We start from the raw sequence: 15,371 nt of genomic DNA, 5'->3' as shown, positions 1-15,371 counted from the left end.
CAGGCGCAGAGGCCCTGGCCTCTGCGCCTGCCCCGCCCGGGTCGGATCGCGTTGCGATCCGATCCCGCATAAACCAGCCGGATCGCGTCAGCGATCCGTCCGTTTGGTACCCTCAGTCAGAAGGGCACGTCGTCGCTGGCCGACACAAACCGCGCCACAACCTTCTTGGTGCCGGCCTTTTCAAACGCCACCTCCAGCTTGTCGCCTTCCATTCCGATCACGGCGCCATAGCCGAACTTCTGGTGAAACACGCGTTCGCCGATGGTGAAGGCGGATGTCGCGGTCAGATCGATCACCTGATTTCTGCTCTCGCGCGGCTTGCTCAGCCCGCGCTCACCGGCGCGCGCCTGCATCCGCTTCCAGCCGGGCGAGTTGTACCCGTCCGCCTCGGCCATGCGCGCCTCGATGGTGGAACGGCCGTAGGGGTTGGCGCTCGCCTCGGCAAACCCGGCCCCTGCGCCGGGCGCGGCTGCGCCATAACCGCCACCATAAAGGCCGGGCGGCGTCAGCACCTCCACATGCTCTTCGGGCAGCTCATCGACAAAGCGCGAGGGCAATTGCGACTGCCACTGGCCAAACACCCGCCGGTTGCCCGCAAAGGAGATCGTGCAGACCTCCTCGGCGCGGGTGATGCCCACATAGGCCAGGCGGCGTTCCTCTTCGAGGCCCTTGAGGCCGCTTTCATCCATCGAGCGTTGCGAGGGGAACAGCCCATCCTCCCAGCCCGGCAGGAACACCGCGGGAAACTCCAGCCCCTTGGCGGCATGCAGCGTCATGATCGACACTTTTTGCTCGGCATCCTGCTTGTCATTGTCCATCACAAGGCTGACGTGTTCGAGGAACCCTTGCAGATTGTCGAAGTTTTCCAGCGCCTTGACCAGCTCCTTGAGGTTTTCGAGCCGTCCGGGGCTGTCGGGGTTCTTGTCCGCCTGCCACATGGAGGTATAGCCGCTCTCATCCAAGATGATCTCGGCCAGCTCAACATGCGAGACCTCGGTGCGGGCCTGAAACTCCTCAAAGCTCTGCACGCCCTCAAGAACCGCATCCTCGTCACCGTCATTCGGGATCACGGCGCGGGTCATCTGCCCCCAGCGGGCGATGTTTTCCACGAGACGGCGCAGGGCGGCCCCGCCCTTGCCCTTGATCAGCCCGTCCTCGACCGCGAGACGCGCGCCCTCAACGAGTGAGACGCCGTTTTCCCGCGCCACCATCCGGATGGTCTGCTGTGCCTTGTCGCCAAGGCCGCGTTTGGGCGTGTTGACGATACGCTCAAACGCCAGATCATCCTCGGGCGAGATCACCACGCGGAAATAGGCCATCGCATCGCGGATTTCCAACCGCTCGTAAAAGCGCGGACCGCCAATGACGCGGTAGGGCAGACCAATGGTCAGAAAGCGGTCCTCAAAGGCGCGCATCTGATGCGAGGCGCGCACGAGGATCGCCATTTCATTGAGGCCGTACTGGCGCATGCCCCGGGTGCCGCGCTGCATCGCCTCGATTTCCTCGCCGATCCAGCGGGCCTCTTCCTCGCCGTCCCAATGGCCGATCAGGCGGACCTTTTCACCGCCGTCGGCTTCGGTCCACAGCTCCTTGCCCAGACGGCCCTCATTGCCGCGAATGACGCCGGAGGCGGCGGCGAGGATATGGGCGGTGGAGCGGTAGTTCTGTTCCAGCCGGATCACCTTGGCGCCGGAAAAATCCTTTTCAAACCGCAGGATATTGCCCACCTCGGCGCCCCGCCAGCCGTAGATCGACTGATCGTCATCGCCGACGCAGCAGATGTTCTTGTGCCCCGAGGCCAAGAGCCGCAGCCAGAGGTATTGGGCAACGTTGGTATCCTGATACTCGTCCACGAGGATGTAGCGGAACCAGCGGTGGTATTGCGCCAGAAGGTCCGGGTTGTTCTGGAAAATCTCAACGCAGTGCAGCAGGAGGTCGCCAAAATCGACCGCGTTCAGCTCTTTGAGGCGGGTCTGATACTGATCGTAGAACTCGGTGCCACGATGATTATAGGCGCTGGCATCGCCTGCGGGCACCTTGGCCGGCGTCAGCGCACGGTTTTTCCAGTCGTCGATGATGTTGGCCAGCATCCGCGCGGGCCAGCGCTTGTCGTCGATGCCCGCCGCCTGAATGAGCTGTTTCAGCAGGCGGATCTGGTCGTCCGTGTCCAGAATGGTGAAGTTGGATTTCAACCCCACCAGCTCCGCGTGACGGCGCAGCAGCTTGACGCAGATCGAGTGGAAGGTGCCGAGCCAGGGCATGCCCTCGGCGGGTTGGCCAAGCATGCGGCCTACGCGTTCCTTCATTTCGCGGGCGGCCTTGTTGGTGAAGGTCACCGCCAGGATCTCGTTGGTGCGCGCCCTGTTGGTGGTCAACAGATGCACGATACGGGTGGTCAGCGCCTTGGTCTTGCCGGTGCCCGCGCCCGCCAGCATCAGCACCGGGCCGTCCAGCGTTTCCACCGCCTCGCGTTGGGCCGCGTTGAGGCCATCCATATAGGGTGTGGGGCGCGCGGCCATGGCGCGGGCGGACAGCGATGCGCCCTCAAAGGCGTCCATTTCGTCAAATGTGCTCATGCGGCGATCCTAGCGTGTTTCGGCGACATCGGAAAGAGGTGTTCATGCTCCGTTCACACCGGCGCCTTCCGTTTGCCTTGGCAATCCGCATAGCAGCGACGCCCACGGGAATAAAGTGGCGGCTGCGCGCGCCAAAGGGATAGGGGCGCTGGTCGAATGCGGGCGGTGCTGCGCCGATGGGACCTCGCATCTGCGCCGCGCGGTCTGTAGAACTCCGGACACCGCGCCGGATGCGGAAAGAGTAGAGCCACCATGCGCCGATTGATGTACCTGAGCCACGCCCTGACCTCGATGACGGAGGCAAAGACCGCCGCCATCGTCGAGAAATCGCGGCGCAAGAATGCCGCCTGCGGGCTGACCGGCGCGTTGGTGTTTTCCGATGGTGCGTTCCTGCAAATCCTCGAAGGTCCGGAGGCGGCCGTCGCCGCTCGCTTTGCCGCGATCCGGACGGATGCCCGTCATCACGACATCACCGTGATCAGTGATACAACCGCTGGCCTGCGCTGTTATCCGGAGACGCCCATGGCCCTGCTGCTGCCGGATCAGCTGCCGGAGGATGCCCGGCAGGCGCTCGGCTCCCTCTATGCGCTGCGGCCCCAGCCACAGCGGCGCGGGTTGCGCGATCTGCTGCCGCGGTTCACGCCGCAACTGGCCGCCTGACGCCAGCCCGCTCTGCGCCGGTGCGGGAGGGGGCTGGACAGGGCCGCCGAAACGCCAATGATGGCGGGCATGACTTTGGATCAACGTTTCCCCGGCCTTGATGATCTGCGCGCCAGGGCCCGCGCACGTCTGCCCCGCTTTGTCTGGGAATATCTCGACAGCGCCACCGGGCGAGAAGCCACGCAGGCGCGCAATCGCCGCTGTCTTGACCGGATCGGGCTGATGCCTGCGATCCTGGGGGGACCGCAGGAGGTGGACCTGAGCACCACGCTCTTTGGCACCAGATTGCCGCGCCCCTTTGGCATTGCGCCGGTGGGGATGTCGGGGCTGATCTGGCCCGACGCCGAAGGTCATCTGGCCCGTCATGCGGCGGCGACCCAGATCCCCTATGGGCTCTCGACGGTGGCGAGCCAAAGCCCCGAGGATCTGGCCCCGCATCTGGGGGAACAGGGCTGGTTTCAGATGTATCCGCCCAAGGATGAAGGCATCCGCAAGGATATGCTGGCACGCGCCCGTGCGGCCGGGTTCAAGGTCTTGGTGCTGACAGTCGATGTGCCGGTGGCCTCGCGCCGGGAACGGCAGGTGCGGTCGGGGCTGACACAGCCACCCCGGCTGACCCCGCGCCTGCTGGCACAGGTGGCGATGCACCCCACATGGGCGCTGGGGATGGCGCGGCAGCATCGCGGCGATGGCGGCATGCCGCATATGCGCACGCTGGACAAATACATCGAGGGCGCGGCCTCGGCGTTGTCGTCGACCGCGCATATCGGCTATTTGCTCCGGACTGCGCCCGATTGGGACTACCTGCAGTGGCTGCGCGATCATTGGGAGGGGCCGCTGGTGGTCAAGGGCGTGCTGGATGCGCGCGACGCGCCCCGGCTGGAGGCGGCAGGGGTGGATGCGATCTGGATCTCCAACCACGCGGGCCGTCAGTTTGATGCGGCCCCTGCCCCGATCGAGGTGCTAGAAGAGATGCGCGCCGCCACCCACCTGCCGCTGATCCTCGATAGCGGCATCGAGGGCGGTCTGGATATCCTGCGCGCCATGGCGCTGGGGGCGGATTTTGTGATGCTGGGGCGGGCGTGGCACTATGCGCTTGCAGCATTGGGGGCCGCGGGACCGGCGCATCTGCATGACATCCTGAGCAAGGATCTGAGCGCCAATATGGGACAGCTGGGCATCGGCACGCTGGCAGAGCTGCGCGATCTCAGGCGCCTGCATCTGGACTGAGCCCCCAAAAGTTTAGGCGCGATCCTCGCCCAAGGACCGCGCCTCCCCCGCCTATCCCCCCCGGGTCAGACTGGTTGTTATCGGTGTCGCGCTGACGCGCCCGGCCTTAGGCCGCCAGCAATTGTCTGAAGCTGGCCAGGAAGTCGCGCACCAGATGGCGCACCGTCAGATCGCGACCGCGCAGGGCGCTGTTGATCGGCAGCAAGGCACGCAGCGGCGCGATATTCTCGCCGCCCAGAAGCGGCAGCGCCTCGGGTGTTTCATGCACAAAGACCCAGTCGGTAAAAGCGCGCATCTGAATTTCGCGAGCTTGCAGCACCTCGAAATCGCGGTGGCGCGGATCGTCCTGGATTTTCTGGGCGCGGCGGCGGATGGCAGCTTCGTCGCCTTCGAGAATATGCAGGAACCGCCCCTGATGCGCCAGCAGCATGCCGGTCAGCCCGGCCTTGCGGTTGTTGCGATGACAGGTGCCTGCGATATCCGCGATCTGATGCGCGGTGAGATCCTGGCTGGCGGTACTGACATAGACAAAGCGGTGCATCTCGGTGTTCCTTGGTGCGTGTGGCTGTGACCTTGGTTTGCGGTGGTCTTTGGGGATCGCGTTTTGCAGATCCGGTGCTGTTGATTAAAATTTATCCGAAATCCTCTCGAATAGAAGCACTATCCTTTAGAGTGGTTAACGCCTCCAAAGCACAGGGGCGAAATGCTGCACTGCAAAAAAATGCGTGCACCCGCGCCCCGGGATCGGTAAAACAACGCCAGCCCGCCTTCCCAAACGGCCTTCCGTGGCGGCAGAACGCCGGAATTTCCGGCGCAACCTTCGCGTTTCGGCACTCCCATCCGCCGAAATTCAAGAAAAAGGGGCGCAAGTGAACGCGATCATGCCGCAGATACCCACAAGCCGGGATGTTCTGCGTGTCATACAGCCGTTACCACTTCGCCATCCATCAAGACCCCGGGGGAGAGATGACTGAGTTCAACAAGATCCTGATTGCCAACCGAGGCGAAATCGCCATCCGCGTGATGCGCGCCGCCAACGAGATGGGCAAACGTACCGTGGCCGTCTATGCGGAGGAGGACAAACTGGGCCTGCACCGCTTTAAGGCGGACGAAGCCTATCGCATCGGCGAGGGCCTCGGCCCGGTTGCCGCCTACCTGTCGATCGACGAGATCATTCGCGTTGCCAAGGAATGCGGCGCCGATGCGATCCACCCGGGCTATGGCCTGCTGTCGGAAAACCCCGATTTTGTGGATGCCTGCGCGCGCAACGGCATCACTTTTATCGGCCCCAAGGCCGAGACCATGCGCGCCCTGGGCGACAAGGCCAGCGCCCGCCGCGTGGCGATCGAGGCGGGCGTTCCGGTCATCCCCGCCACCGAGGTGCTGGGCGATGACATGGACGCGATCCGCAAGGAAGCGGCAGAGGTCGGCTATCCCCTGATGCTCAAGGCGAGCTGGGGCGGCGGCGGACGCGGCATGCGCCCGATCCACTCGGACGACGAGCTTGAAGAAAAGGTTCTGGAAGGCCGCCGCGAGGCCGAAGCCGCATTCGGCAATGGCGAAGGCTATCTCGAAAAGATGATCACCCGCGCTCGCCACGTCGAGGTGCAGATCCTTGGCGACAAGCATGGCGAGATCTACCACCTGTTCGAGCGCGACTGCTCCGTGCAGCGCCGCAACCAAAAGGTCGTGGAACGCGCCCCTGCACCCTATCTGACAGATGCGCAACGGGAAGAGATCTGCGATCTGGGCCGCAAGATCTGCCAACATGTGAACTATGAATGTGCGGGCACCGTCGAATTCCTGATGGATATGGAGACGGGCAACTTCTACTTCATCGAGGTGAACCCACGGGTGCAGGTGGAACACACCGTCACCGAAGAAGTCACCGGCATCGACATCGTGCAGGCGCAGATCCTGATTGCCGAGGGCAAGACGCTGGCAGAGGCCACCGGCAAGGCCAGCCAGGGCGATATCACCCTCAACGGGCACGCGCTGCAAACCCGTGTGACCACCGAAGATCCGCTCAACAACTTCATCCCCGACTATGGCCGCATCACCGCCTACCGCTCGGCCACCGGCATGGGCATCCGTCTGGATGGCGGCACTGCCTATGCGGGCGGGGTGATCACGCGCTATTACGACAGCCTGCTGACCAAGGTGACGGCCAAAGCGCCGACACCGGAGAAGGCCATCGCCCGTATGGACCGCGCACTGCGTGAATTCCGGGTGCGCGGTGTCAGCACCAACATCGCCTTTGTCGAGAACCTGCTGAAGCATCCGACCTTCCTGTCGAATGAATACACCACCAAGTTCATCGACGAGACGCCGGAGCTGTTCCAGTTCGCCAAGCGCCGTGACCGCGGCACCAAGGTGCTGACCTATATCGCGGATATCTCCGTCAACGGTCACCCGGAAACCGAGGGCCGCGCCGCGCCGCACCCCGACCTGAAGGAGCCGCGTGCCCCCAAGGTCGACAAGGGCAACCTGCCCTATGGCACGCGTAACCTGTTGGAACAAAAGGGTGCCAAGGCGGTCGCGGACTGGATGAAGGCGCAGCGGCAGCTGCTGCTCACCGACACCACCATGCGCGATGGGCACCAGTCCCTGCTGGCCACCCGCATGCGCAGCCATGACATGATCAAGGTGGCGCCGGCCTATGCGCAGAACCTCAGCCAGCTGTTCTCGGTCGAGTGCTGGGGCGGGGCGACGTTCGATGTGGCCTATCGCTTCTTGCAGGAATGCCCGTGGCAGCGTCTGCGCGACCTGCGCGAGGCAATGCCGAACCTGATGACGCAGATGCTGCTGCGCGCCTCCAACGGTGTGGGTTACACCAACTACCCTGACAACGTGGTGCAGTTCTTCGTCAAGGAAGCCGCCAAGGGCATCGACGTCTTCCGCGTGTTTGACAGCCTCAATTGGGTCGAGAACATGCGCGTCGCCATGGATGCGGTGGTCGAAAGCGGCAAGATCTGCGAAGGCACCATCTGCTATACTGGCGACATCCTTGACCCTGAGCGGGCCAAATATGACGTGAAATACTACGTCGGCATGGCCAAGGAACTGGAGGCGGCGGGCGCGCATGTGCTGGGCCTCAAGGACATGGCGGGTCTGTTGAAACCGGCCTCTGCCAAGCTGCTGATCAAGGCGCTGAAGGAAGAGGTCGGCCTGCCGATCCACTTCCACACCCATGACACCTCTGGCATTGCGGGCGCGACCATTCTGGCGGCGGCGGATGCGGGCGTTGATGCGGTGGATGCGGCAATGGATGCCTTCTCTGGCGGCACCTCGCAGCCCTGTTTGGGGTCGATCGTAGAGGCGCTGAAAAACACCGACCGCGACACCGGGCTGGACATCGGCAACATCCGCGAAATCTCGGAATACTGGGAAAACGTGCGCGCGCAATATGCGGCGTTCGAGAGCGGCCTGATGGCCCCGGCCTCCGAGGTCTATCTGCACGAGATGCCCGGTGGCCAGTTCACCAACCTCAAGGCACAGGCGCGCAGCCTTGGTCTGGAGGAGCGCTGGCACGAGGTCGCCCAGACCTATGCGGATGTGAACCAGATGTTTGGTGACATCGTCAAAGTGACGCCTTCGTCCAAGGTGGTGGGCGACATGGCGCTGATGATGGTCTCTCAGGGCCTGACCCGCGCGCAGGTCGAGGACCCGAAATCCGACGTCTCCTTCCCCGACTCGGTGGTGGACATGATGCGCGGCAACCTCGGCCAGCCTCCGGGCGGGTTCCCCGAAGGCATCGTCAAGAAGGTGCTGAAGGGCGAGGCCCCCAATCTGGAACGCCCCGGCGCGCATCTGGAGCCTGTCGACATTGAGAACACCCGCGCGGAGCTGTCCAAAGAGCTCGAAGGCTTCAAGGTCGATGACGAGGATCTGAACGGCTATCTGATGTATCCCAAGGTGTTCCTGGATTACATGGGGCGCCATCGCCAGTACGGCCCGGTGCGGTCCTTGCCGACACGGACGTTCTTTTACGGCATGGAGCCGGGTGACGAGATCACTGCCGAGATTGACCCCGGCAAGACGCTGGAAATCCGCCTGCAAGCCATCGGCGAAACCGATGAACAGGGCGAGGTGAAGGTGTTCTTTGAACTGAACGGCCAGCCGCGTGTCATCCGGGTGCCCAACCGTCTGGTGAAATCCTCCACCGCGCAGCGCCCCAAGGCCGAGGTCGGCAATGCCAACCACGTCGGCGCGCCGATGCCCGGTGTCGTGGCCTCGATCGGGGTGCAGGTGGGCCAACAGGTGCATGAGGGCGACCTGTTGCTGACCATCGAGGCGATGAAGATGGAAACCGGCCTGCATGCCGAGCGCGACGCGGTGGTGAAGGCCGTTCACGTCCAGCCCGGCGGCCAGATCGACGCCAAAGACCTGCTGGTCGAGCTGGAGTGATCCACGCCACATGCCAGGATTGAGCCGCAGCTCCCAACCGGGGCTGCGGCTTTTTCATGGGCGCGTCTCAGGTCATTACAGTTGGGGTGTCAGGAGCCTACGTTTCAGGGGGCCGGTCAGGCATCCGCGCCGGTCAGCAGCCTGAACTTGCGAAACTCCGCTCCCTGGTACGGCACCATCCCGATCTCCTGCGCGCCCAGGCGCCGCAGCGCGCCGAGGTGGCGGCGGCTGGGAGGCAGCAGGAAGGTCACATAGGGAATGCGCGGGTCCTTCCGGGCAAACCGCAGTGCCGTGTCGGCTATGCGCCGCCCGAGGCCAAACGCATCCGGGCGCAACACCAGGCCAAAATCCCAGTCGTCGCCTTCTTTCTCGAAGCCACCCCAGCCCACATAGCGCCCTCCGACCACAAAGGCCCAATGCCCGAGCCCGTCCTGCGCCCAGCAGCGTTCCTTGTCGGCGACGAATTTCTCGGTGGTGACGGCATCCCAGCGCACCCCGTCGAGCAGGGGCATATGGTCCCGCAGACGCGGGTCGGACATATGCGCGGTGATCTCCTCCGGCGCGATGTCGGAAAGGCGGTGGAACGCGATCTGCTCTGAACGGTCGGGCATCCGGGGGGGCTCCTGTAGCGGCTGAAGTCACCGCGGTAGCGCAGTTTGCCTGAGCCGCGGGATCACGGTCCCGCGAGCCCCAGGAGTGCGGCGATTGCGCCACAGATTTCGGCGCTGCCCGCAAGACACAGGCGGACCGGCGATCGCGACGCAGGCGAACGGGTCAGCATTACTGACCCGACTCCGGGGAAAATTGCCCGGGGCTGCGTCAATTCCCGCCTGTCAAGCTTGCACCTTTTGATCCGTGCCCCAAAACTGTCGCCATTCATTATTGATCTATCTGTTTCCGAGGTTGGCTCATGTCGTCTGCAAAACTTTCCGCTCCGGTGGGCCTGTCGCCCCGTCATAGTTCCGGCGATGAGGTCAAGAACAAGCCCGCCGATGTGCTGCTGGTGCGCCAGATGCTCGAAGCCAACAAGATCGGCCCGCTCGGCACCTCCAAGAAAATGGACGCGGGGCTGTTGAAGGCGATCGCCGCCTTTCAGAAGAAGGCCGGGTTCAAACATCCCGACAAGGTGGTCGATCCCGGCGGGCGCACCTTCAAGATGCTGCTGCCGGGCTACAAGAAGCAGCTCGCCGAAGAGGCCAAGGCCGCCAAGGAGCCGATGGTGGAGGTGAACTTCCGCGGCAAGAAGATCCTCTGCACGCCGAAGGAATTCGAAAGCGTCAAGGCCGATGTGATCAAGCGCCTGACCCCCTATATGAAATCGCTGCTGCGCAACCACGACAACGCGCTGGAAACCTACCGGCACTATCTCGATGTGGCGCAGATGAAGGACGGGGTCCTGGATGCGGTGGCGCAGGCCATCATCCTTCAGGCCGGGTCGGTCGAAATGCCGAAGAACAAGCTCTGCCTGCGGTCGATCTCTGCCAGCGGCAAGCTGGAACGGGCGATGGTGTCCAAGGATCTGAAACTGATCAACGAGGCGCTGCCGGAGGCGGAGAAAGCCATTGGCGCCTTCAACGCCGACCTGCTGCGGTTCCTCAAGGAATTCACCGGCTCCGCCCAGACCACGGCCACCGTGCTGACGGTGTCCTCGGCGGCCTGTTTTGCGGTGGTGGGCGCGTTGGCGGCGCCGGTGCTGGTCACCGGGGCGGGCATGTCCGCGGGCAGCGCGGCGATCGCCTCCGGCGCCGGGGTCGGCGTGTTGCAAAGCGCCAGCCAGGAGCTGGGCAAACACGCCAGCGGCCAGAAGGTGACGGTCTGGGGCTCGATCCAGTCGATCGTGATCGACGGCACCGTCGGCGGGCTGACCGGTGGCATCGGCAGCAAGATCCCGTTGGGGTTCTGCGACGACGCCGCCAAATGGGTGGCGCCGAAACTGGCCGGCAAGGTGGCCTTCCTCAGCACCAAGCAGATGCAAAAGTTCATCGCCAACTACCTGGCCGGCTCGGGTCAGGAGGTGATCAAGACCGTGCTGGGCGAAGCGGTCAAGGAACTGGGCCGCATCATGAAGAGCGGCAAGGCCCCGACCGAAAAGGAATTCCAGGCGATCGTGACCTCGATCCTCTATTCCGCCCTGCTGGGCGGGCTGGTGAAAAACCTCGGCGGTTTCCAGAAGAAATGGGCCTACAAGAACAAGGAGGTCCTGCAAGGCAAGATTTTCCCGGATCGTCTCGCCAAAATCGCCAAGACAAACGACATCCCCAATACGCTGAAGGCGAAACTCTGGGCGGAGGTGATGAACAAGGTCAGCGACGAAAGCCTCAAGGTCGGCTATGGCGCCATCATTTCGCGCGCCACCGGCAAGGAAAGCGAGGCCCAGATGACCGATATGGCCGCCAAGGCCGCCGCCAAGGACAAGGCGCTGATGTCGCTGGTCGACAAGGAACTGACCAAGGCCCTGAAGAAACACAAGGTGCCGGTCAAGTAGCGCCGCCCCAGAGGACAGCATCAAAACGCCATCGCGCCTTGGGTCCGGTGTCCGTCCTGAGCTGAGGATGACGCGCAGGTTATCCCTGCACATCGACCCCGACCCGGCCACTCAGGCGCAGATCCGGGGCGGTTGTGGTGGCCTCCGGCTGCACCGGCGCGAGCGGGTCGAGCTGCACCGACGGCGCCTCGGGGATACGCGCCTGCGACGCACCCTGCCCCGCCTCCTGCGCCACGCCCGCCAGCACCAGGGCGCCCGCCAGGGCCCCTGTCCGCACCGTATCCCAAACGCTCATGTCATCTCTCCCGGCTGTGCCTGCTGTGATCTCCTGTCCCGTGATACGGTCGTAGCGCCCAGATCCGTCGCCGGCGTCTGCACATGAGAAAAATCCGCGCCCAGATGGGATTTGCCCTTGCAGCCCCCGGCGGGGTTTTATAAGTCCCGTCTCACCGAATGGCAGCGCGGGCGTAGCTCAGGGGTAGAGCATAACCTTGCCAAGGTTAGGGTCGGGCGTTCGAATCGCCTCGCCCGCTCCATTCGAAACCGAAAAGGCCGCTCCTCCGGGGCGGCTTTTCGCGTTTCAGGACAGGCACTTGCACTTTTTGATCAAAAGTCTTTGACTGCCGCGCAGCGCCGCGCCAATCCTTGTGACAACCTGAGACAGCAAAGGAATGGCCAGATGTCCTCCGTGATCTACCCGACGACGAATTTCACCGCGACGGAGCAGCTCTGCATCACTCATGGTGAGGGGATCTACGTCTATGACGACAGCGGCAAGGAATACATCGAAGGGCTCGCGGGCCTGTGGTGTACCTCGCTGGGCTATTCCAACACCGAGGTGGTGGAGGCGATCACCGACCAGCTGAACCGCCTGCCCTTCCAGCACACATTCGGCGGCAAGACCCACGCGCCGGTGATGCAGCTGGCCGAGAAACTCAAGGCGATGGTGCCGGTGGAGGATGCCTATTTCTTCTTTGGCAACTCCGGTTCCGACGCCAATGACAGCCACTACAAGATGCTGCGCTATTACTTCAATGCGATCGGCAAGCCGCAAAAGCGCAAGATCATCACCCGCGAGCGCGGCTATCACGGCGTGACGGTGGCGGCGGGCTCGCTGACCTCCCTGCCCGCCAACCTCGCCCATTTCGACGCCCCGCTGGAGGCACTGTCGATCCTGCGCGCCGATGCGCCGCATTACTACACCGGCCGTCAGGGCAATGAGACCGAGGCGCAGTTTGTCGAACGCATCCTGCAAAACCTCGAAGACCAGATCCTCGCCGAGGACCCGGAGACCATCGCCGCGATGATCGTAGAGCCGATCACCGGCGCCTCTGGCGTGATCGTGCCCCCCGAAGGCTACTATGAAGGGCTGCAGGCGCTCTTGCGCAAACATGACATCCTGATCTGGGCGGATGAGGTCATCTGTGGTTTTGGTCGCACAGGCGCGGATTTCGGCTGCACCACCATGGGGATCAAACCGGACCTGATGACCTTCGCCAAACAGCTGTCCTCGGCCTATTTCCCGATCTCCGCCTCAGTCATTCCCGGCTGGATGTACAAGGCGATGGTGGATCAGACCAATGAGGTCGGCGTCTTTGGCCACGGCTATACCTACTCCGGCCACCCCGCCGCCTGTGCCGCCGCGCTAAAAACGCTGGAAATCTACGAGCGCGACAAGATCTTTGACCATGCCGCCGAGGTGGGCGCTTACATGCAAGCGCAGCTGCGCGAGATCTTCACCGATCACCCGCTGGTGGGTGAGGTGCGCGGCAAGGGGCTGATCGCGGCGCTGGAACTGGTCTCCAACAAGACCACCGGCGCAACAATTGCTGGCGGCAAAGGCGGCGCTGCGGCCGTCAAAGCCTGCCAGGACGCAGGCCTGATCCTGCGCGCCGTCGCCGGAAACGCGCTGGCCTTCTGCCCGCCGCTGATCATCACCAAGGCAGAGGTCGACGAGATGCTCAAACGCACCAAGACCGGCGTCGATACCGCCTATGAGGCCTTAAAATCCGAAGGCCTCCTGAACAGCTGACCCAAAACAAAAGGCGCCCCGACCAAAGCGGGCGCCTTTTCATCTTTTCATAAATATCCCGGAGCGCGAGGCAGCGCCTCGCAACAGGCTTTTCCCACACGGAAAAGCGCAACCTGCGCGTCGCAAGGCGCTCCTTTTGGTAATCCTCAGAAGACCTTGAACGTCATCGTCGTCAGCGACCGCTCGATATTGGGGATCTGCAACAGGTGGTCGTTGATATATTTGCCCACATCCTCGCCCGAGGGGATGTAGAGCTTCATCAGCAGATCATATTCCCCGCTGGTTGAATAAAGCTCCGAGTGGATCTCATGCAGCGCAATATCCTCGGCCACCTTATAGGTGGTGCCGGGTTTGCAGCGGATCTGGATAAAGACGCAGGTGGACATTTCTCGCCTCAGCTTCTGTCAGGTCTGGTTGCCCGGCAACCTCGCATGCAGCGCGAAAAAGGGCAATCCCACCCCTGAGCGCCCCTGATGCGCCACAAAGGCACTGCAGAGGCACAGCAATCCTGCGATCCCCCTTGAGCCTGCGCCGCCCCGCACCCTATAAGCCTAGGCGACAGATTGAGGATTTCACCATGCGCACAGCCCAGGTTTCCCGCTCCACCGCCGAGACGGAGATCTCCGTTTCCGTCAACCTCGACGGCAGCGGCACATATGACAATCAGACCGGCGTTGGCTTTTTTGACCATATGCTGGACCAGCTGTCGCGCCACTCGCTGATCGACATGACCATCCGCGCCAAGGGGGATTATCACATCGACGACCACCACACGGTCGAGGATACCGGTATCGCGCTGGGTCAGGCGCTGGTGCAGGCGCTTGGCGACAAGAAAGGTATCAACCGCTACGGCGAGTGCCACTTGCCGATGGATGACGCACAGGTGCGCGCCGCGCTGGATCTTTCGGCCCGGCCCTTCCTTGTGTGGAATGTGGACCTGCCCACGCAAAAAATCGGCACTTTCGACACCGAACTCGTCCGCGAGTTCTTTCAGGCGCTCGCGACCCATGGCGGCATCACCCTGCACGTCGACCAGATCCATGGGGTGAACAGCCACCACATCGCCGAGGCCGCATTCAAGGCCGTCGCCCGCGCGCTGCGCACCGCCGTCGAGGTCGACCCGCGCAAGGCCGACGCCGTACCCTCCACCAAAGGTGCGCTCTGAGGCGCGCTTGCGCCGCTTCTGCCCTGCCCCTTGATCCCGTGCCCCCTGACCCTGTGATGGCTCAAAGCCACCTCGGGGTTCACACCATCCCGAGGACGATCCTATGCTGACCGCCATCATCGACTATGAATCCGGCAACCTGCACTCCGCCGAAAAAGCGTTTCAGCGCATGGCGGCCGAGGTCGGCGCCGGTGAGGTGGTGGTGACCTCCGACGCCGATGTGGTCGCCCGCGCCGACCGGCTGGTGCTGCCGGGCGACGGGGCCTTTCCTGCCTGCGCGGCAGAATTGCGCGGCCACAAGGGCATTTATGACGCGATGGTCGAGGCCGTGGAGGTCAAGGGCCGCCCCTTCCTCGGGATTTGTGTCGGCATGCAGTTGATGGCCACGACGGGGCACGAATATTCCGAGACGCCGGGCCTCGGCTGGGTGGGCGGTGACGTGGTGAAGATCACGCCTGCGGATAGGAACCTGAAGGTGCCGCATATGGGCTGGAACGATCTGGTGATCGACACCCCCCACCCGGTGTTTGATGGCATCTCGACGGGCGATCACTGCTATTTCGTACACAGCTATCACTTCCGTGTCGCCAATCCGGCTGAACGTCTGGCGCATGTGGATTACGCCGGGGATGTGACAGCGGTGATCGGGCGCGACACCATGCTCGGCATGCAGTTCCACCCGGAAAAAAGCCAGCATGTCGGGCTCAGGATGATCGGCAACTTTCTCACCTGGACGCCCTGACACCCCGCGCTGATCTGGACGCCTGCCGCCCGAAAGGGCGGCGCGCGCAAGGGGCCCCAGGCCGCTTGCGCGCC

At 63.4% G+C, this 15,371-nt stretch carries 13 protein-coding genes and 1 tRNA gene; 9 read left to right on the top strand and 5 right to left on the bottom strand.

The window, feature by feature from the left end; translation table 11 throughout:
* Window positions 1–116 precede the first annotated feature (116 nt).
* Window positions 117–2,576: a UvrD-helicase domain-containing protein gene (locus LKE08_RS20370; protein WP_324706084.1), complete on the bottom strand. Its 2,460-nt coding sequence runs from the start codon at window positions 2,574–2,576 to the stop codon at window positions 117–119.
* Between the two features lie 252 nt (window positions 2,577–2,828).
* Between LKE08_RS20370 and LKE08_RS20365 the strand changes: the two genes are divergently transcribed.
* Window positions 2,829–3,236 carry a BLUF domain-containing protein gene (locus LKE08_RS20365; protein ID WP_239324019.1) on the top strand — a complete coding sequence of 136 codons (408 nt, stop codon included), beginning with the start codon at window positions 2,829–2,831 and terminating at the stop codon, window positions 3,234–3,236.
* Between the two features lie 57 nt (window positions 3,237–3,293).
* Window positions 3,294–4,466 carry an alpha-hydroxy acid oxidase gene (locus tag LKE08_RS20360; protein WP_324706083.1) on the top strand — a complete coding sequence of 391 codons (1,173 nt, stop codon included), beginning with the start codon at window positions 3,294–3,296 and terminating at the stop codon, window positions 4,464–4,466.
* Window positions 4,467–4,572: 106 nt separating this feature from the next.
* Here the strand turns inward: LKE08_RS20360 and LKE08_RS20355 are convergent, their stop codons facing one another.
* Window positions 4,573–5,007 carry a BLUF domain-containing protein gene (locus tag LKE08_RS20355; protein WP_239324015.1) on the bottom strand — a complete coding sequence of 145 codons (435 nt, stop codon included), beginning with the start codon at window positions 5,005–5,007 and terminating at the stop codon, window positions 4,573–4,575.
* Window positions 5,008–5,027: 20 nt separating this feature from the next.
* On the opposite strand from LKE08_RS20355, the gene LKE08_RS20350 reads away from it, so the two are divergent.
* On the top strand, window positions 5,028–5,339 hold the full coding sequence (locus LKE08_RS20350) for a hypothetical protein (protein WP_324706082.1): 312 nt from the start codon (window positions 5,028–5,030) through the stop codon (window positions 5,337–5,339).
* 93 nt (window positions 5,340–5,432) lie between these two features.
* Entirely contained in the window at window positions 5,433–8,873 is a 3,441-nt protein-coding gene (locus tag LKE08_RS20345) for a pyruvate carboxylase (RefSeq protein WP_324706081.1), read from the top strand.
* Window positions 8,874–8,989: 116 nt separating this feature from the next.
* Here the strand turns inward: LKE08_RS20345 and LKE08_RS20340 are convergent, their stop codons facing one another.
* Window positions 8,990–9,484, bottom strand: a complete 495-nt coding sequence (locus LKE08_RS20340; protein WP_324706080.1) for a hypothetical protein — start codon at window positions 9,482–9,484, stop codon at window positions 8,990–8,992.
* Window positions 9,485–9,783: 299 nt separating this feature from the next.
* Between LKE08_RS20340 and LKE08_RS20335 the strand changes: the two genes are divergently transcribed.
* Window positions 9,784–11,358, top strand: coding sequence for a hypothetical protein (locus LKE08_RS20335; RefSeq protein ID WP_239323997.1), 1,575 nt, complete (start codon window positions 9,784–9,786; stop codon window positions 11,356–11,358).
* A gap of 79 nt (window positions 11,359–11,437) precedes the next feature.
* On the opposite strand, the gene LKE08_RS20330 is transcribed toward LKE08_RS20335, so the two are convergent.
* The gene (locus tag LKE08_RS20330; RefSeq protein WP_324706079.1) at window positions 11,438–11,653 is read right to left on the bottom strand and encodes a hypothetical protein; all 216 of its coding nucleotides are present in this window, start codon (window positions 11,651–11,653) and stop codon (window positions 11,438–11,440) included.
* 166 nt (window positions 11,654–11,819) lie between these two features.
* Between LKE08_RS20330 and LKE08_RS20325 the strand changes: the two genes are divergently transcribed.
* Together LKE08_RS20325 and LKE08_RS20320 are read left to right on the top strand one after the other, a co-directional pair.
* Window positions 11,820–11,894 (top strand) — tRNA-Gly (locus LKE08_RS20325).
* A gap of 143 nt (window positions 11,895–12,037) precedes the next feature.
* The gene (locus tag LKE08_RS20320) at window positions 12,038–13,390 is read left to right on the top strand and encodes an aminotransferase (RefSeq protein WP_324706078.1); all 1,353 of its coding nucleotides are present in this window, start codon (window positions 12,038–12,040) and stop codon (window positions 13,388–13,390) included.
* 146 nt (window positions 13,391–13,536) lie between these two features.
* On the opposite strand, the gene LKE08_RS20315 is transcribed toward LKE08_RS20320, so the two are convergent.
* Window positions 13,537–13,776: an Lrp/AsnC family transcriptional regulator gene (locus LKE08_RS20315; RefSeq protein ID WP_005652398.1), complete on the bottom strand. Its 240-nt coding sequence runs from the start codon at window positions 13,774–13,776 to the stop codon at window positions 13,537–13,539.
* 191 nt (window positions 13,777–13,967) lie between these two features.
* Here LKE08_RS20315 and hisB point away from each other — a divergent pair, with 191 nt between their 5' ends.
* A complete protein-coding gene (gene hisB / locus LKE08_RS20310) occupies window positions 13,968–14,555 on the top strand; it encodes an imidazoleglycerol-phosphate dehydratase HisB (RefSeq protein WP_239323991.1) in 588 nt (195 codons plus the stop codon).
* Between the two features lie 103 nt (window positions 14,556–14,658).
* Window positions 14,659–15,297, top strand: coding sequence for an imidazole glycerol phosphate synthase subunit HisH (gene hisH, locus LKE08_RS20305; protein ID WP_324706077.1), 639 nt, complete (start codon window positions 14,659–14,661; stop codon window positions 15,295–15,297).
* The last annotated feature ends 74 nt before the right edge of the window (window positions 15,298–15,371 follow it).

It is taken from the genome of Lyngbya sp. CCY1209 (assembly GCF_035615495.1).
Classification (GTDB): domain Bacteria; phylum Cyanobacteriota; class Cyanobacteriia; order Cyanobacteriales; family Microcoleaceae; genus Limnospira.
This window is presented reverse-complemented; position numbering and strand designations above follow the sequence as displayed.